Here is a 16185-nt window from a genome sequence, read left to right on the forward strand (position 1 = left end):
GGGTATTTTGATTTCCCCTTTTTGCGACACGCTCACGCTCCTTCAACCATTTAGGGCACGATCCGGTGGTGACAGTCTTAACAAAGATGTGGCAAAGGGCGCCCTTCCTTCGCGTTAAGGGCGGGCATTTTTGGAGCCGAGACCCTATTTTCTCGCTTTGAAGTGCCCCAGGAGCACGCCATGGGCGATCAGACCAATCGCAACACTCACATTCGCCTCACCTCGCACCCCGGAAACGGCCGTGCTCTTCGCTTCCCCCTGACATGGGGCGCGACGGACCCGGTGACACGCGGTCCGATCGTCGGCACCGTGACGGAGACGGGCGACCGCAACGCGATCGGGACGCACGGCGGGTCCTATTCGCTCTACCGTGCCCTCGCCGTCACCTCGGGCTCGCTGAACCCGATCCGCCGGCCCGACCTTCACAACACCTCCCCCGTCGTGCCGATCGGCCCGCACCCGTCGTGGTCCGACCCGGCGCGCATCGTCTCGCTGGACCCGTTCGGCCACGTCGCCGCCGACGCCTTCGCGCCGCTGATCGCCGAGGGGGTCGACATCCGCCCGACGATCGCCGTCACCCGCGCCCACCTGACGATGGCCGAGCTGAACGACGCGATCGCCAAAGGCCGCCTGCCCGTCGACGGGACGATCGTCAAACAGGGCGGCGACGTCGCGGTGACGAAAGCCGCCATCGAGCCGGTGTGGTATCTGCCCGGCATCGCCGCACGCTTCGGCGTGGAGGAAACGCGCCTGCGCCGCGTTTTGTTCGAGCAGACGGGCGGCATGTATCCCGAGCTCGTCACCCGGCCGGACCTTGCCGCCTTCCTGCCGCCCATCGGCTCGATCAGCGTCTACATCTTCGGTGATCCGGCAGCCCTCGCCGACCCGTCCCGTCGCCTCACCTGCCGCGTCCACGACGAGTGCAACGGCTCGGACGTGTTCGGCTCGGACATCTGCACCTGCCGCCCCTACCTCATTCATGGCATCGAGGAATGCGTGGCCGAGGCGCAGAAGGGCGGCGTCGGCCTCGTGGTCTATAACCGCAAGGAAGGCCGGGCGCTCGGCGAAGTGACGAAGTTCCTCGTCTACAATGCCCGCAAGCGCCAGGTCGGCGGCGACACCGCGGCGGACTATTTCGAGCGCACCGAGTGCGTCGCCGGCGTCCAGGACGCGCGCTTCCAGGAGCTGATGCCGGACGTGCTCCACTGGCTCGGCGTGACCAAGATCCACCGCTTCATCTCCATGAGCAACATGAAGTACGACGCCATCACCGGCTCCGGCATCGAGATCGGCGAGCGCATCTCGATCCCCGACGAGCTGATCCCCGCCGACGCCGCCGTCGAGATCGAGGCCAAGAAGGCGGCCGGTTATTACTCGGAGAGCGGCGTGACGGCGGACCTCGGGACGGTGAAGGGCCGCGGCATCGATGAGTGACATCGACACCGACGCCCCGGAGCTGACGCCCGAGCAGGAGGCCGCGCGCGACCTCCTGACCGCCAAGGCCGTGCGCGAGCGGTCGGCGGCCCTCTTCGCGCGGATCGCGGACGGCAAGTCCGAGCATTTCCGCTACGATTCTGCCGCGATGCCGGCGCTCGCCGACCGCGTCGCCGCGGTGACGCGCGAGCGTTATCCGGACCTCGCCGTGCCGCTCCACGCCCGGTTCCGCCATTTCGAGAGCCCCGGCCTCGACCGCTTCGCCAGCCTCGCCGCCGTGCGTGAGTGGGCGACCCCCGAGGAGGCCGCGCGGGCGATGGGCGATCTTGCCATCGTCTCCGTGCTGCTCGACGCCGGGGCCGGTCCCGCATGGCGCTACCGCGAGGCGGCGACGGGCGAGGTGGCCGGCCGCTCCGAGGGGCTGGCGCTCGCCTCCTTCGCGATGTTCGCCGGCGGCTCCTTCTCGGCCGTCCCGGCCGATCCGCTGCGGGCCGACGCCGCCGCGCTGGAACTCGTCGGCGAAGAGGAGTTCGCCTCCGGCTTCCAGATTTCAGCGGACAACCCGCTCGACGGTGCCGAAGGGCGCCGCGCCCTCCTCGCCCGTCTCGCCGAAGCGACCCGCTCAGCGCCCGACCTCTTCGCCACCGAGGACGATCCGCGGCCGGGCGGCCTCGTCGACGCCCTCGCCGCCGAAGCCGTCGACGGGCGTCTTCCCGCCGCCACCATCCTCGAGATGGTGCTGGAGGGTCTCGCCCCGATCTGGCCCTCGCGCCTCACCCTCGGCGGCATCGCCCTCGGCGACGCCTGGCGCCATCCGGCGCTCGGCGACGGCACCATCGGGTCCGACATCGTCCCCTTCCACAAGCTGTCGACATGGCTCTCGCTGTCGCTGGTCGAGCCCCTGATCGTGCGCGGTGTCGATGTCGTCGACCTCGACGCCCTGCCCGGCCTCGCCGAATACCGCAACGGCGGCCTGTTCGTTGACGGCGGCGCATTGACCCTGGTGCAGCCTCCCGCTGCACCGCTCCCCGTCGACCATCCGCTGATCGTCGAATGGCGGGCCGCCACGGTGACGCTGCTGGACACGATCGCCCCGATGGTGCGCGAGCGGCTCGACGTCACCCCCGACACCCTGCCCCTCGCCTCGGTCCTCGAAGGCGGCACCTGGGCCACCGGCCGGCTGCTGGCCGCCGAGAAACGCCCCGACAAGACACCCCCGATCGCCATCATCAGCGACGGGACGGTGTTTTAAGGTCGTCATGCAAGACCGTTACCTGAGGTCGCCGCCGGGGGCAGCGCCTCAGCCTCCGGCGGGCTCAGGACCCTCCCACGGTCAGGGCCCGCCTGACCGCCGGAACCGCCATCACCCCTGCACCGCATGGCAGACCCGGCGGCACCTTGCCAAGGACAAGCGGCTAAAGCCGGCCTCCGGCTCCTTGGCAAGGCTCCACCGGGCCCGCCAAGGGATTGGGGCGACGGCGGCTCCAGCGGTCAGGCTACGGCGGGGCGGCTCGTCAGCGCCGAGCAGGCGTGACGCGGCCTCTAACCTGCATGCGGTCAGGCGATCGAAGTGGCCCCGTTTGCCTCCATGGCAGCGGGCCGCCTAAAGTCATTTCCCGTGCCCAACGGGCGCATCGTTCACGGCGTGGCACGGCCGGTCCCGGTCCGCAGCGCCCAGGAGACCAGTTCGCGACCATGCCCACCGATCCGTCGAAGCTCCACCCCAACGTCACCGTGATCGACCACCCGCTGGTCCAGCACAAGCTGACGATCATGCGCCGCCGGGATACCTCCACCGCCAGCTTCCGCCAGCTCCTGCGCGAAATCGCCATGCTATTGTGCTACGAGGCCACCCGCGACCTCGAGATCGAGAACGTCGAAATCGACACCCCGATCCAGCCGATGCAGGCGCCCGTCCTGTCCGGCAAGAAGCTCGTCTTCGCCTCCATCCTGCGCGCCGGTGAGGGCCTGCTCGACGGTATGCTCGACCTCGTCCCCGCCGCCCGCGTCGCCCATGTCGGCCTCTACCGCGACCCCAAGACCCTCTCGGCCGTGGAATATTATTTCAAGGCGCCCGAGGACATGGGCAACCGCCGCGTCATCGTCCTTGACCCGATGCTGGCCACCGCCAACAGCGCCATCGCCGCCATCGACCGCCTCAAGGAAGCCGGCGCCACGGACATGAAGTTCGTCTGCCTGCTCGCCGCGCCCGAAGGCGTCGACAACCTGTCCGGCAACCATCCGGACGTGCCGATCGTCGCCGCCGCGGTGGACGAGAGGCTGAACGAACACGGCTACATCGTCCCCGGCCTCGGCGATGCCGGCGACCGGATGTTCGGGACGAAATAACCCCCTCGCGCCCGCACCGCCGGTCAAGACCGGCTTTCGTCGGGCCCGCGGCCGGACGTGGCGCCGAAGCCGGCCGTTGTCGGCCATCATTTGAGCAGACTATGCTGATGCGATGGACTCCAAGGTCACATCGCATCAGTTCACCCTGCGCCAGTTGCAGATCTTCTGGGCGGTCGCCCAATCGCGCTCGCTGACACGGGCCGCCAAACAGCTCGACGTGCGCCAGCCGTCCATCTCGCAGCAACTCTCGCGCATGGAGCATCAGATCGGCGGCAAGCTGATCCGCTACGTGAACAACGAGCTGCGCCTCACCGCCGCGGGCGAGTTCCTGCTGGCCGAGACCGGCGCCATCCTGGAAGCGGTCGACCGCGCCAGCGCCGGCCTCAACGAATATTTCGAAGGGGTCAGGAGCCAGCTCACCGTCGGTGCCCTACCGTCGCTCGCCCGCAATATCGTCGCGCCCGCCTTCGTCCGCCTGCGCCGGGAGCATCCTGGCTACGTGATGGACCTCGCCGAAGTCACCCCGCGCGAGGCCAGAGAGCAACTCAACGGACGCCTGTTCGACGCTGCAGTTCTGTCCGATTATGCCGATGGCACCGTCCAGGGGCTGCGCTCGGTGCCCATCATGGCGGACCGCCAGTTGCTCGCCGTGCCGCGCGCCCTGCCGGACCTCGGCGACATCCAATCCCCCGCCCGCGATCTCGCGGCTGATGCGCTCGGCATCATGAACCGCACCGCCCGCTACGCCTTCGGGTCGGCCCACACCGAACGGGTGACCGCATGGTACGAGCGGCTTCTGCCGCAGTCCGACGCCACGTTGCGCTGCCGCACCTTCGAAAGCGCCCTCGCTTTCGTCGAGGAGGGCGAGGGGGTGGCGATCGTCCCGGAGCTCGCCGTGCGGCAAAAGGGCAGGCTCCTGTTCGACGTCACGCTGTACGACCTTGGTCTACCACCGCGCCAGACCATCCTCCTGACGCCCTTTCAGACCGCGCGCCTGCCCAGCATCGCCGCTCTGGAAGCCGCGCTCAAAGACGCCGCGGCGAGCCTGGAACCGTTGGAAACCCGGCCTATCCCGGCCTTCGTCAGGTCGAGCGGGCTCGAAGAGAGTGCCGCGTCCGGGGCCGAGCCATATGAATTCCCTACCGCGCTGGGGTGAGTGTGCGCCTGCAGCATAGGCGCGTCCTATGCGCGCTATCGGTTGCGGATCAGGGGGGCGGACGAGACATTCATTCACACCTGCCCGACAGGTGACACCGATCCTGTCCCCGACAGGACGACATAGGGAGCTAAGACATGAAGAAGACCTGGAACAAGCCCGCGATCGCTCAGAAGCCGGCCGGTATGGAAGTCACGGCTTACATCACCGCCACGCTCTAACGCGTAGGCCTCCGGCGCGCGCCCCGTGCGCCGCGCCGGAGGCCACCTTTCGCGGCACCTCCGTACGCCCCCATCGCCGAGCCGCCGAGCTGAGCCGATATGCAACCTTTGACCCGCAACGACATCCTCGTCCGCCCCTCCTGGGCGCGGCTGAAGGCGTGCAAGGTCCGCGGCCACCCGGTCCTCCTCGTGCCTGAGCAGGTGCTTTACCCCTGCCCCACCACCGTCGAGGTGCTGGAGCGGTTGGAAAGCCCCACCCTTTACGGCGCCGTGATCGACGCGCTCGCCGCCGACTATGACGCGCCGGCCGACGTGATCGAGACGGACCTCACACCGCTCGTCTCCGGCCTTCTGGAGCAAGGTTATGTCCGACGCATCGACGCTTGAGCGCCCGGCCGATACGGACCGCCCCGCCGCTGAGACCCCCGTCCTTCTCGGCCTCCTCGCCGAGGTCACCCACCGCTGCCCGCTTCAGTGCCCCTACTGCTCCAATCCGGTCGCGCTCGACGCGCCGAACTCGGAGCTGTCCGCCACCGAATGGGGCCGCGTCTTCCGCGAGGCGGCCGCGCTCGGCGCTTTGCAGCTCCACCTGTCCGGCGGTGAACCTCTGGCACGGCGCGACATCGTCGACATCGTCGCCGAGGCCCGCGCGGCCGATCTTTACATCAACCTCATCACCGCCGCCGTGAACCTTTCGCCCGAGCGGGCGGACGCTCTCGTCGCTGCCGGGGTGGACCACGTGCAGGTCTCCTTGCAGGACGCGACGTCCGAGGGATGCGGCGCCATCACCAACATGAAGGGCGCGTTCGAGAAGAAGCGGGCCGCCTGCGCCCTCGTCACCGAGCGGGGCCTGCCGCTGACCTTGAATGCCGTCGTGCACCGCCACAACCTCGACAATGTGGAGCGCATGATCGCGATCGCGGTGGAGCTCGGCGCCCACCGGCTCGAGATCGCCAACACGCAATATTATGGCTGGGCGCTCGCCAACCGCGCCGCGCTGATGCCCCGTCCCGAGCAGGTCGCGAAAGCCGGCGAAATCGTCGACGCCGCCCGCGAGCGGCTGCGCGGCACGCTCAACATCGACTATGTGGCGCCGGATTATTATGCGCGTTACCCCAAGCCCTGCATGGGCGGCTGGGGACAGCAGTTCCTCGCCATCACCCCGTCCGGGGCGGTGATGCCCTGCCACGCCGCCGCCAGCATCCCGAACATGGCCTTCGACAACGTGAAGACCACGCCGCTCGGCGACATCTGGCGCGCGTCGGAGGCGTTCCAGCGCTTCCGTGGGACGGACTGGATGAGGGAGCCCTGCCGCTCCTGCGCGCGCAAGGACGAGGACTTCGGCGGCTGTCGCTGCCAGGCCATGATGGTCACCGGCGATGCCGCCAACACGGATCCGGTGTGCGTCCTCTCCCCGCACCGCGCCGCCCTCGACGCCGCACTGGCCGAGGCCACCGCGGCCGACACTCCGCCCGCCTTCACCTGGCGCCGCTACGCGAAGGGCGAACCGGCCGCGTGAAGCATTGCGATGTTGAACTCAGCGCGCAACAAAACGGCGCGTTGATTTCGCTATTGTTTTAGCGGCCGAACACTTCGGATTGTTCCAATCATATGATCGACGGCGGTCGTAAGACCTTCGTCCAATTTCTTTCGCGCGCCGCCACTCCCTAAGATCGTTATGTAAAACTGAAGGAGTCGGCCAATGATGCGCCTATTCCGTGCCCTCTTCGGCGGGCCGACAACAACAACGACGCCGCCCAAACCCGCGGCGCATTCGGGAGGACGTTCACATATGGCTGCCTCGATCCATCCGTCCGTCGATCATGGCGTGAAGGGCGGCTCCGCCGGCTTCTCGGGCGGCAAGCTCCATTGCAAGTGCGCCACCGACAAGGTGGAGGTGACGCTGACCTCGCAGACCGCCCACAACCACGTCTGCGGCTGCACCAAGTGCTGGAAGCCGGCCGGCGCGACCTTCTCCATGGTCGCCGTCGTCCCGCGTGACCACCTGTCCGTCACCGCCCATGCCGAGAAGCTGAAGCCCGTCGACCCCAGCGCCGCCATCGTGCGCCACGCCTGCACCGGCTGCGGCGTCCACATGTACGGGCGGATCGAGAATACGGGCCACCCCTTCTTCGGCCTCGACTTCGTCCATACCGAGCTGTCGAACGAGAGCGGCTGGTCCCCGCCCGAGTTCGCCGCCTTCGTGTCGTCGATCATCGAGTCGGGTTATCCGCCGTCGAAGATGGGCGATGTGCGCGGCCGCCTCACGGAACTCTCGCTGACGCCCTATGACTGCCTGTCGCCGCCGCTGATGGACGCCATCGCCACCCACGTCGCCAAGCAGAACGGCAAACTCGCCGCCGCCTGACGCGACCCCAACGCGGGGGGCGAGGGTCGGCCCCGGAGCCATCGGCCGTCGGGAACCGCTATGAAGAAAGAGAAACGCCCGCATCCGGTTCGGATGCGGGCGTTTTTCCGTTGCAGCGGAAGGCTTCGTGGTGTGCACCCCTGCCGGAGGCCGCCGGTGTGGTCGCTGCGGCAGCCGCGACCGGGATGGGCCGCGCCGGTCAGCGCGCGGCGCGGCGGCCGCCCGCCCTCCGATCACGCCGGGCGCGGCTCCACGTAGTCCTTCGTGTCGTATTCGATCGAGGACAGCGTCTCACCGGCGATCGCCGCCTCGAACGCCCTCAGGCGTTTGTAGATGGACATCAGCTCGACGATCGTCGTCCAGGAGTTGACCAGGAACTGGAACGAGTTCTCCACCCGGCCGAAGGCGCGCACCACCTGCTGCATCACACCCAGGGTGAAGCCGGCCGCGATGATCGTCGGCCCCAGCGCCACATAGGGCACCAGAACGCCCGCCTGCAGGTACCCATAACGAACCACGTTGAAGTACAGGTAGTTGAAGTAGAGACGGAAATAGTTCCGGCGCACATTGCGGAAGAGCTCCGCGAGGGTCGGCGGCTGCGCCCTGTCCGCATGGTCCTCGCCGATGACGAGCTCCTTACGATAGGCCGCCTCGACCCGCTGATTGCGGAATTCCAGCCCCGGCAGGCGGATCCCCGTCAACGCCAGGATGCCGGTGCCGAAGATCGACCAGATGATCGCCACCCACACCAGCGCGCCAGGCACCGCGCCCAGGACCGGGATCTCGCTGACGCTGGCCGACAGGGCCCACAGGATGGGCAGGAAGGCGACCAAGGTCATCAAGGCGTCGATCAGCCGGGTGCCGAGACTTTCCATGATGTTGGCAAAACGCATCGTGTCTTCCTGCACACGCTGCGAGGCGCCCTCGATGTGCCGCACCCTCTCCCACAGCGCCACGTAGCGGTCGTTCATCGCCGTGCGCCAGCGGAAGACGTAGTGGGACGTGATGAAGGCGCTCAGCACCGCGGTCATGATGTAGACCATGGCGATGCCGAGGAAGGTCGACAGTTCGGCATAATAGGCGGTGGCTGTCACCGCGCCCGGCTCGCCCAGAGCCTGCTGCACCAGGTCGTAGAAGCTGCCGAACCAGGCGTTGATCATCACGTCGAGCTGCACCTGGAACCAGGTGGCGAAGATGATGACGGCCGACCCGGCGACCGACCACAGCGCCCATTTGTGCGGACTATAGAGCAGCCAGAAGGCCACGAAGATCAGGTAGCAGATCGCCGAATATTCGTAAATCCAGACCTCGCGCTCGCTCCATTCGACGTGGGCGGCGATCCCGAGCGGGTCGCCCCATTCCGCGGCGACGAGATACCAGAACAGGATCGAAGCGAGCGCCCACGCCGCAGCCGTCGCCAGGAAGAGCTGCGGGCGGGGGAAGAAGCAACCGAACATGAAGGGCCCTCCGGAAACGCCCGCATCGGGCCACCGGACGACACGCTTACCGCGCGCAAGAGCCGCGGCAAAGTGAGGGATTGGACATCTTCAGTGCGCCGTTGCGCCGTCCGAGGAGCAACGCAAAGGGGCGGCCCATGCCGTCGCCGGGGCCGCCCTCTTGGTTCTCGATCGTCTTTGGTTGCCGATCGTCTTGCCGCCGCCGGGTTTAGCGGCCGCGCACCAGGCGGGCCCCGGCGATCAGCAGGCACGCCCCGATCACCGCCGTCACCAGATAGGCGAACACGCCCGAGCCGAACCCGGTGTCCAGCGCCGCCAAAATGGCGTTCAGCACGACCGCACCGGCGATCCCGAGGATGATGTTCATGACGATGCCCATATCGCTCTTCATGAACTTCTCTGCGATCCAGCCGGCGAGGCCGCCGACGATGATCGCGGTCAAGATCCCGACGCCGTTGACGTCCATAAGTCCCTCCATGTTCCTGCCGAGACGATAGTCACGCCAAGACGGGCCGGATTGCACCGCGTCCTTGGCCGGCGTAGGTCAAACGAATAAACATAGAAGAGGTTGCACATGACCCAGAAGACGATCGTCATGACCGGGGCCGCGGGCGGTGTCGGTACACTGCTGCGCCCTCGCCTCGCCGGCCGCTACAACCTCGTCCTGTCCGACCGCGGCCCCGCCCCGGACGATCTGCGCCCCACTGAGCGCTGGGTCACCGCCGACCTCACCGACCCCGCCAGCCTCGCTCCGCTGATGGCGGGCGCCGACGGTCTCATCCACCTCGGCGGCTATTCGATCGAGGCGGACTGGGACACCGTCGCCGCGCCCAACATCATCGGCCTTCAGAACATCATGGCGGCGGCGCGGGACGCCGGCACCGAGCGGGTGATCTTCGCCTCGTCCAACCACGCGGTCGGCTTCTACCCGCGCACCCGGCGCATCGGCACCGACGAGGCGGTGCGGCCGGACTCCTTCTACGGCGTCTCCAAGGCGTTCGGCGAAGCGCTGTGCTCCTTCTATGCCGACAAGTTCGCGATGCGCTGCATGTCGATCCGCATCGGCAACATCGCCGAGCGCCCGGCCGACAAACGCCGCCTCGCCATCTGGCAGCACCCGGACGACCTCGCCCAGCTCATCACCATCGGCCTCGAGCATCCGGACATCCACCACGCCATCGTCTACGGCGCGTCCCACAACGAGCGGGCGTGGTGGGACAACGGAGCCGCACTCGCGCTCGGCTACCGGCCGGAGCACAGCGCCGAGGATCACGTGGACCACGCGATGGCCGAGCAGGCGAAGCTGGGACCGAACGCCGTCGGCGACCTCTTTCAGGGCGGCACCTTCTGCGCGGCGGACTTTTCCGGCGACGTGACCCGCAGCCTGAACGCCAGGCTGCCGCGCCCTTGACCAGCCCTGCGCGCGGGCGGGGCGGACCGGCCCGCCGGTGGGCCGACGTGCGCCGGTCGGCCGCCGCCCGCGCTCACCCCGGCGCCCCTCACACGATGACACGGACCCGATGAGCCTCTCGTCCAGCCTCGCCGCCGCAGCGCCCGATGTCGCGACCCTCGCCGTGTTCGTCCCCGCCGCGGCCCTCGTCGCGTCGACGCCGGGCGCCAACAACCTGCTGGCGCTCAGCTACGGCATGCAGGCCGGGTTCGTGTCCACCGTGGTCAGCCTCGCCGGACGCATGGCGGCCTTCTCCATCCTCATCGCCCTGGTGGCGCTCGGCTTCGGCGCGCTGATCGCCACCTCCCACACCGCCTTCGTCGCCCTCAAGTGGGCGGGCGTGGCCTATCTCGTGTGGATCGGCCTTACCATGTGGCGCGCGCCGGTCGAGGAGGCGACGCCCGAGGAGGCGCGCGCGGCCGCCATGGTCCCGCCATGGCAGCTCGCCCGCAGTGCCTTCTGGGTGGCGATGATGAACCCCAAGTCCATCCTCATCTTCACCGCCTTCGTGCCGCAGTTCGTCAGCCCCGGCGCGGGGAACGCGACGCTGTCCTTCGCCGTCTTGAGCGCGTTCTACCTCGTCTTCGAGTTCTCGTTCGCTGCCCTTTATGCCGCCGCGGGGACCCTCCTGCGCCGCTTCGCCATGACGGCGGCACGGCGCCGTATCGCCAATCGCATCACCGGCGGCATGATGCTGAGCGCCGCCGGCCTTCTCGCCGCAACCCAAAGGTAGCGCCATGACCATCGACGTGTTCGGACACCACAACGGCACCCCGGTCCTGCGAGCCACACTCGTCTCGGACGCGGCCACGGTGTCCCTCATCTCCTATGGCGCGGCGGTGCAGAGCTGGCTCGTCCACGGGCCGAACGGGCCGATGCAGGCCACCCTCGGCTTCGACACCTTCGCGCCCTATCCCGAATGGTCGCGCTCCTTCGGCGTCATCGCCGGCCGGATCGCCAACCGCGTGCGCGACGGACGCTTCCACCTCGACGGCGTCGCCTACCAGCTCGACCAGAACGAGGGGCGCAACCACCTGCACGGCGGCAGCGAGGGCCTCGGCAACCGCCTCTGGAGCCTTGAATCGGACGGCCGCGCCGCGCGTCTCACCTACACCAGCCCGGACGGCCACATGGGCTATCCGGGCACCGTGCACTTCACCGTGGACGTGGTGCTCGACGGGCCGACGCTGACGTTCGAGATGACCGGCGTTCCGGACCGGCCGACGCCGATCGCGCTCGCCCAACACTCCTACTACAATCTCGGCGGCCCGGCGGCGGAACACGTCCTCCACATCCTCGCGCAAGACATCACCGTGACGGACGCCGCCAATGTATCGACCGGCGAGCTCGCCCCGGTCGCGGGGACCGAGTACGACTTCCTCACCCCCCGCCCGATCGGCGACATGGAGCTCGACGCGAACTTCTGCCTCGCCGAGCGCGCGCCGGCAGCGACCCTCTCCGGGCGGGACATGACGCTGGTCCTATCCACCGATCGTCCGGGGCTGCAGGCCTACAACTCCGTCACGCTGCCGCAGATCCCGGTGCCGGGGCTCGGCGGCGCGATGTACGGTCCTTTCCACGCCGTCGCCCTGGAGGCGCAGGATTGGCCGGACGCGGTGAACCACGACACCTTCCCGAACATCATCGCGACGCCGGATCGCCCTTACCGGCAGACGACGTCGATCACGATCAACCCGCGCTGAGCCGGGCCCTGCACCACAAGGCGATGAACCGGGCGGCAAATTCGCGTCGCCTTGCATCACATCTTTGCGTCCGCTACCTCGATAGGAGCCGACAGCAGAACACTAATACATTTGTCGGTCCCGCGTCAGGGAACCGGAGCGAGGCAGCATCACCATGGACACCTTCAGCAACCTGATCGGCGGCGAGTGGACGCCTTCGTCCGACGTCACCGAGAACATCAACCCGTCCAACACCGACGACGTGATCGGCACCTATGCCCGTGGCAGCGCCGCCGACGCCGAAGCCGCCATCGCCGCCGCCAAGACCGCCTTCCCGGCCTGGTCGCGCACCAACGTGATGGCGCGCCACAACATCCTGAAGGCCGCCGCCGCCGAGATCTTCGCCCGCTCCAAGGAGCTGGGTGACCTCCTCGCGCGCGAAGAGGGCAAGACGCTGGCCGAAGGCATCGGCGAAGCCGGGCGCGCCGGTCAGATCTTCGAGTTCTTCGCCGGTGAGTGCCTGCGTCTCGCGGGCGAGAAGCTCCCCTCCATCCGCCCCGGCGTCGACATCGAGATCACCCGCGAGCCGATGGGCGTGGTGGGCATGATCACGCCGTGGAACTTCCCCATCGCGATCCCCGCGTGGAAGCTCGCCCCGGCGCTTTGCTACGGCAACACCGTCGTCATGAAGCCCGCCGAGCTGACGCCGGGCTGCGCCTGGGCGCTCGCCGACATCCTGAAGCGTGCTGGTCTGCCGGACGGCGTCTTCAACCTCGTCATGGGCAAGGGCTCGGTTGTGGGTGAGGCGATCCTCTCCTCGCCGGACGTGGCGGCCGTCTCCTTCACCGGCTCGGTCGGCACCGGCAAGCACGTCGCCATGAAGTGCACCGAGACGATGAAGAAGTTCCAGCTCGAGATGGGCGGCAAGAACCCCGCCATTGTGCTGGACGACGCCGACCTCGACGTCGCCGTCGGGGCGTGCCTCAACTCGGCCTTCTTCTCCACCGGCCAGCGCTGCACCGCCTCCTCCCGCCTCATCGTGACGGAAGGCATCCACGACAAGTTCGTGGCCGCGATGATCGAGAAGCTGAAGGCCACCACCGTGGACGACGCCCGCAAGGACGGCACCCACATCGGCCCCGTGGTCGACCAGAAGCAGCTCGACACGGACATGAAATACATCGAGATCGGCCGCGGCGAGGACGGGGCGAAGCTCGCCTGGGGCGGTGAGCGCCTCAACCGCGGAACGCCCGGCTTCTACCTGCAGCCCGCCCTCTTCACCGAGACCACCAACGACATGCGCATCAACCGCGAGGAGATCTTCGGTCCCGTCGCGTCGGTGATCCGCGTGAAGGACTATGACGAGGCGCTCAGCGTCGCCAACGACACCGCCTTCGGCCTGTCGGCGGGCATTTGCACCACGTCGCTGAAATATGCCTCGCACTTCAAGGCCAACAGCCAGGCGGGCATGGTGATGGTGAACCTGCCGACCGCCGGTGTGGACCCGCACGTCCCGTTCGGCGGGCGCAAGGGCTCGTCCTACGGGCCGCGCGAGCAGGGCCGCTACGCCGCCGAGTTCTACACCACCGTCAAAACCGCCTACACGATGGCCTGACCCGATGACCGATGCTGAACGCCTCGCCGCCGCCTTTGTGAGCGGCGGCCCCCTCACCGCGCTCGACAACCCGCCCGCCGACACCGACGCCGCCTACGCCATCCAGGATGCGATGCGCGAAAAGCTCGGCAAGCCGATCGTCGGCTGGAAGCTGGCGCAGACGATGCCGCCGGCGATGAAGGCCGCCGGGCTCACCGAGCCGACCGTGTCGCCGCTGATGGACGGGATGATCTTCCCGGACGGCACCGTGTTCGGGCCGGACCGCTTCCTGTCGCCGGAGGCCGAGGCCGAAGTGGTGCTGGAGCTTTCCGCCGACCTTCCCGGCCCTGCCACGGCCGACGAGGTGCGCGCCGCCTGCGCCGGCTACCGCCTCGCCATCGAGATGGCCGACAGCCGCTATGCGGACAAGCCGTCCATGGGCGCCAAGGCGGTGATCGCGGACATGAACTCGTCCAACGCGCTCGTCATCGGCGAATTGCGCCCGGTGGCCGAGGTGCCTGAGGTGGCGACGGGCAAGCTGTCACTGAAGCTCGGCGACGGGACGATCCTGGAGCCGCTCGGCGCCGACTGGCGGCCGGACCCCTTCCAGGTGGTGGCCTTCCTGTCGGAGTTCTGCGCCCGGCGCGGTCTGCCGCTGAAGGCGGGCGCGGTGATCACCACCGGCACCCACACCAAGCCGACCCGCACCGGCCCCGGCAGCGTCGTCGCCAGCTTCGAGGGTTTCGGCACGGTGTCGTGCGAGTTCCCGGCTCTACGCGGCGCCTGACCGGCCCCGCACCCGCAACCTACGCGGGGCGCTCCGGCGCCCCTTTTCTATTGGGCGCCTTCCTTTCGGGCGCCGCCTTCCGCCCTGTGCGCCTGGCCGACGGCTTCGGCGCGGCCATGATGCTCGCCGCGCCGAAGGTCTCGGCCATCAGCGCCACGTCACCCGCGTAGAGGTCCGCCACGGTGCGCCACAGGGCGGCGTCGTAGAGGGTCGCGGGATCGGCGATCTCCCCCGCCGCGCGGGCATTCAGCAGCGTCAGCGGCGGCGTGTCCGGCCCGTAGGCGTCGCTCTTCGTCAGATGGGCCGTGCCGTGGCGCGTCAGGTCCCGCGCGTCCACCACGTCGAGGCCGATTCGCGCCTTCAACCGGGCGCGGGCGGCGGCGAAATCGGCGAGGTCGAAGAGGTCGTCATAGGCGCCATAGACGAGAAAGTCTGTCTGCGGGCGCCAATGCTCGTCCGCCTCGCGCATCTTCGGTGCGGCGAGCGCCTCCACGAAGGCGCGAAAGGTCATCTCCTCCGGCTCGACCGTGCGCCCCATCGCTTCATAGAGGCGCCACAGCGGCGGGTAGCGGCCGACGATCTTGTCGAGATAGCAGCTCGCCAGCCGCCGGAAGGGACAGCGCAGGACGGCAAAGGCGTAGTCCGCGGTGAGCAGCCACTCGAAACTCGCCTGGAATGTGCGGTTGTTGAGGTGGATCCAGGTGTGCGCCTCGGGCCCCGCGATCGCCCCGTTGGCGATGGCGAGCGACAGGCGCAGCGTCGAGCAGCCGTTCTTGGGGATGAACGAGTAGACGGCGCGGGACGGCGCCACCATCAGCGCGTAGCGGGCTGCGAACTGGTGCGCCTCGTTGGCCGCCAGCGCGCCGGGGGCCGCCGCATGGCGCAGCGGGCGCGCTGGGGCCGGCGCACTCACGCCGCGTCGTCCCCGCCGCGCTTCGAGCCGGGGGCGAGGTGGTTGAGGACGCCGCGCAGGGTACGCACCTGCTGCCGGTCCCACCTGGCATCGGACAGGATGTTGAGGAGGTTGCGCTCCATCCGCTCCGCCATCCCCTCCGGTCGAAAATAGCCGGACGGCTTCAACAGACCGGTCAGATGCTGCCACAGCCCGGCGATCTCCTCGCGCGTGGCGGGCGGCTGGGCGGGCTCCGGCGCGGCGGGGGCCGAACACGCAACGCGGCGCCACTCGTAGGACATGAGCAGCACCGACTGGGCGATGTTGAGCGAGGCGAACTCGGGATCCACCGGGAACGTCACGATGATCGTCGCCGCGGCCACCTCCTCGTTCTGCAGACCCCACCGCTCGCGCCCGAACATGATCCCCGTGCGTCCGGCGGCACTTTCGCGCACAAGCTCGGCAAGGCCGTCCTCCGGCCCCTCGACGCGCTTCGTCATGTCGCGCGGGCGCCGCGTGGTGGCGATCACGAAGGAGAGGTCCGCGATCGCCTCGTCCAAGGTGTCGTAGACGGTGGCGTTGTCGATCACATGGGACGCGCCGGACGATGCGGCGCGGGCGCGCTCGTTCGGCCAGCCGTCACGCGGAGCGACGAGGCGCAGGTCCGTCACGCCGAAGTTGGCCATGGCACGCGCGGCGGTGCCGATGTTCTCGCCGAGCTGCGGCTCGACCAGAATGATGGCAGGGGGTGAGACTATAGTATCGGGCTGAACTTCCGTCATGGCCTTCATCATG

Annotated in this window: 17 protein-coding genes; 13 read left to right on the forward strand and 4 right to left on the reverse strand. The window is 68.5% G+C overall.

Annotated features, from left to right (window positions below; genetic code table 11):
* Window positions 1-180 precede the first annotated feature (180 nt).
* From BIX52_RS14415 to gfa, 8 genes are all read left to right on the forward strand, one after another.
* The gene (locus BIX52_RS14415) at window positions 181-1434 is read left to right on the forward strand and encodes a GTP cyclohydrolase II (RefSeq protein ID WP_075221777.1); all 1254 of its coding nucleotides are present in this window, start codon (window positions 181-183) and stop codon (window positions 1432-1434) included.
* The gene (locus tag BIX52_RS14420) at window positions 1427-2686 is read left to right on the forward strand and encodes a DUF1688 family protein (protein WP_075221778.1); all 1260 of its coding nucleotides are present in this window, start codon (window positions 1427-1429) and stop codon (window positions 2684-2686) included. The genes BIX52_RS14415 and BIX52_RS14420 overlap by 8 nt, the downstream gene beginning before the upstream one ends.
* A gap of 443 nt (window positions 2687-3129) precedes the next feature.
* Entirely contained in the window at window positions 3130-3783 is a 654-nt protein-coding gene (upp, locus tag BIX52_RS14425) for a uracil phosphoribosyltransferase (protein ID WP_075221779.1), read from the forward strand.
* Window positions 3784-3895: 112 nt separating this feature from the next.
* Entirely contained in the window at window positions 3896-4939 is a 1044-nt protein-coding gene (locus tag BIX52_RS14430; RefSeq protein WP_075221780.1) for a LysR family transcriptional regulator, read from the forward strand.
* A gap of 137 nt (window positions 4940-5076) precedes the next feature.
* Window positions 5077-5160, forward strand: a complete 84-nt coding sequence (gene pqqA / locus BIX52_RS24075; RefSeq protein ID WP_075221781.1) for a pyrroloquinoline quinone precursor peptide PqqA — start codon at window positions 5077-5079, stop codon at window positions 5158-5160.
* Window positions 5161-5259: 99 nt separating this feature from the next.
* Window positions 5260-5547, forward strand: a complete 288-nt coding sequence (locus BIX52_RS14440; RefSeq protein ID WP_075221782.1) for a PqqD family protein — start codon at window positions 5260-5262, stop codon at window positions 5545-5547.
* Entirely contained in the window at window positions 5525-6679 is a 1155-nt protein-coding gene (pqqE, locus tag BIX52_RS14445) for a pyrroloquinoline quinone biosynthesis protein PqqE (protein WP_075221783.1), read from the forward strand. The genes BIX52_RS14440 and pqqE overlap by 23 nt, the downstream gene beginning before the upstream one ends.
* 273 nt (window positions 6680-6952) lie before the next feature.
* On the forward strand, window positions 6953-7528 hold the full coding sequence (gfa, locus tag BIX52_RS14450; RefSeq protein WP_075221784.1) for an S-(hydroxymethyl)glutathione synthase: 576 nt from the start codon (window positions 6953-6955) through the stop codon (window positions 7526-7528).
* A gap of 233 nt (window positions 7529-7761) precedes the next feature.
* Here the strand turns inward: gfa and sbmA are convergent, their stop codons facing one another.
* Entirely contained in the window at window positions 7762-8985 is a 1224-nt protein-coding gene (sbmA, locus tag BIX52_RS14455) for a peptide antibiotic transporter SbmA (protein ID WP_075221785.1), read from the reverse strand.
* 208 nt (window positions 8986-9193) lie between these two features.
* Window positions 9194-9451, reverse strand: a complete 258-nt coding sequence (locus BIX52_RS14460; RefSeq protein ID WP_075221786.1) for a GlsB/YeaQ/YmgE family stress response membrane protein — start codon at window positions 9449-9451, stop codon at window positions 9194-9196.
* Between the two features lie 108 nt (window positions 9452-9559).
* On the opposite strand from BIX52_RS14460, the gene BIX52_RS14465 reads away from it, so the two are divergent.
* The 5 genes from BIX52_RS14465 to BIX52_RS14485 all read left to right on the forward strand — a co-directional run bounded on the left by BIX52_RS14465 (window position 9560) and on the right by BIX52_RS14485 (window position 14498).
* On the forward strand, window positions 9560-10396 hold the full coding sequence (locus BIX52_RS14465) for an NAD-dependent epimerase/dehydratase family protein (protein ID WP_075221787.1): 837 nt from the start codon (window positions 9560-9562) through the stop codon (window positions 10394-10396).
* Window positions 10397-10505: 109 nt separating this feature from the next.
* Window positions 10506-11168, forward strand: coding sequence for a LysE family translocator (locus BIX52_RS14470; protein ID WP_075221788.1), 663 nt, complete (start codon window positions 10506-10508; stop codon window positions 11166-11168).
* Between the two features lie 4 nt (window positions 11169-11172).
* Window positions 11173-12138, forward strand: coding sequence for an aldose epimerase family protein (locus BIX52_RS14475; protein ID WP_075221789.1), 966 nt, complete (start codon window positions 11173-11175; stop codon window positions 12136-12138).
* Between the two features lie 154 nt (window positions 12139-12292).
* Window positions 12293-13732 carry an aldehyde dehydrogenase family protein gene (locus BIX52_RS14480; RefSeq protein ID WP_075221790.1) on the forward strand — a complete coding sequence of 480 codons (1440 nt, stop codon included), beginning with the start codon at window positions 12293-12295 and terminating at the stop codon, window positions 13730-13732.
* A gap of 4 nt (window positions 13733-13736) precedes the next feature.
* Window positions 13737-14498, forward strand: a complete 762-nt coding sequence (locus BIX52_RS14485; protein WP_075221791.1) for a 2-keto-4-pentenoate hydratase — start codon at window positions 13737-13739, stop codon at window positions 14496-14498.
* Window positions 14499-14517: 19 nt separating this feature from the next.
* On the opposite strand, the gene BIX52_RS14490 is transcribed toward BIX52_RS14485, so the two are convergent.
* Both BIX52_RS14490 and BIX52_RS14495 read right to left on the reverse strand, forming a co-directional pair.
* Entirely contained in the window at window positions 14518-15411 is an 894-nt protein-coding gene (locus BIX52_RS14490; RefSeq protein WP_075221792.1) for a sulfotransferase family 2 domain-containing protein, read from the reverse strand.
* Complete coding sequence (locus BIX52_RS14495; protein WP_075221875.1) at window positions 15408-16172, reverse strand: RNA methyltransferase; 765 nt, start codon at window positions 16170-16172, stop codon at window positions 15408-15410. Before BIX52_RS14495 ends, BIX52_RS14490 begins: the two co-directional genes overlap by 4 nt.
* Window positions 16173-16185: the final 13 nt, after the last annotated feature.

The sequence above is a fragment of the Acuticoccus yangtzensis genome (genome assembly GCF_001927245.1).
GTDB lineage: Bacteria > Pseudomonadota > Alphaproteobacteria > Rhizobiales > Amorphaceae > Acuticoccus > Acuticoccus yangtzensis.

Bases quoted from the DNA above. Each gene is read 5' to 3' on its own strand.
- BIX52_RS14415 (WP_075221777.1), top strand. From the start codon at position 181: ATGGGCGATCAGACCAATCGCAACACTCACATTCGCCTCACCTCGCAC.
- BIX52_RS14420 (WP_075221778.1), top strand. From the start codon at position 1,427: ATGAGTGACATCGACACCGACGCCCCGGAGCTGACGCCCGAGCAGGAG.
- upp (WP_075221779.1), top strand. From the start codon at position 3,130: ATGCCCACCGATCCGTCGAAGCTCCACCCCAACGTCACCGTGATCGAC.
- BIX52_RS14430 (WP_075221780.1), top strand. From the start codon at position 3,896: ATGGACTCCAAGGTCACATCGCATCAGTTCACCCTGCGCCAGTTGCAG.
- pqqA (WP_075221781.1), top strand. From the start codon at position 5,077: ATGAAGAAGACCTGGAACAAGCCCGCGATCGCTCAGAAGCCGGCCGGT.
- BIX52_RS14440 (WP_075221782.1), top strand. From the start codon at position 5,260: ATGCAACCTTTGACCCGCAACGACATCCTCGTCCGCCCCTCCTGGGCG.
- pqqE (WP_075221783.1), top strand. From the start codon at position 5,525: ATGTCCGACGCATCGACGCTTGAGCGCCCGGCCGATACGGACCGCCCC.
- gfa (WP_075221784.1), top strand. From the start codon at position 6,953: ATGGCTGCCTCGATCCATCCGTCCGTCGATCATGGCGTGAAGGGCGGC.
- sbmA (WP_075221785.1), bottom strand. From the start codon at position 8,985: ATGTTCGGTTGCTTCTTCCCCCGCCCGCAGCTCTTCCTGGCGACGGCT.
- BIX52_RS14460 (WP_075221786.1), bottom strand. From the start codon at position 9,451: ATGGACGTCAACGGCGTCGGGATCTTGACCGCGATCATCGTCGGCGGC.
- BIX52_RS14465 (WP_075221787.1), top strand. From the start codon at position 9,560: ATGACCCAGAAGACGATCGTCATGACCGGGGCCGCGGGCGGTGTCGGT.
- BIX52_RS14470 (WP_075221788.1), top strand. From the start codon at position 10,506: ATGAGCCTCTCGTCCAGCCTCGCCGCCGCAGCGCCCGATGTCGCGACC.
- BIX52_RS14475 (WP_075221789.1), top strand. From the start codon at position 11,173: ATGACCATCGACGTGTTCGGACACCACAACGGCACCCCGGTCCTGCGA.
- BIX52_RS14480 (WP_075221790.1), top strand. From the start codon at position 12,293: ATGGACACCTTCAGCAACCTGATCGGCGGCGAGTGGACGCCTTCGTCC.
- BIX52_RS14485 (WP_075221791.1), top strand. From the start codon at position 13,737: ATGACCGATGCTGAACGCCTCGCCGCCGCCTTTGTGAGCGGCGGCCCC.
- BIX52_RS14495 (WP_075221875.1), bottom strand. From the start codon at position 16,172: ATGACGGAAGTTCAGCCCGATACTATAGTCTCACCCCCTGCCATCATT.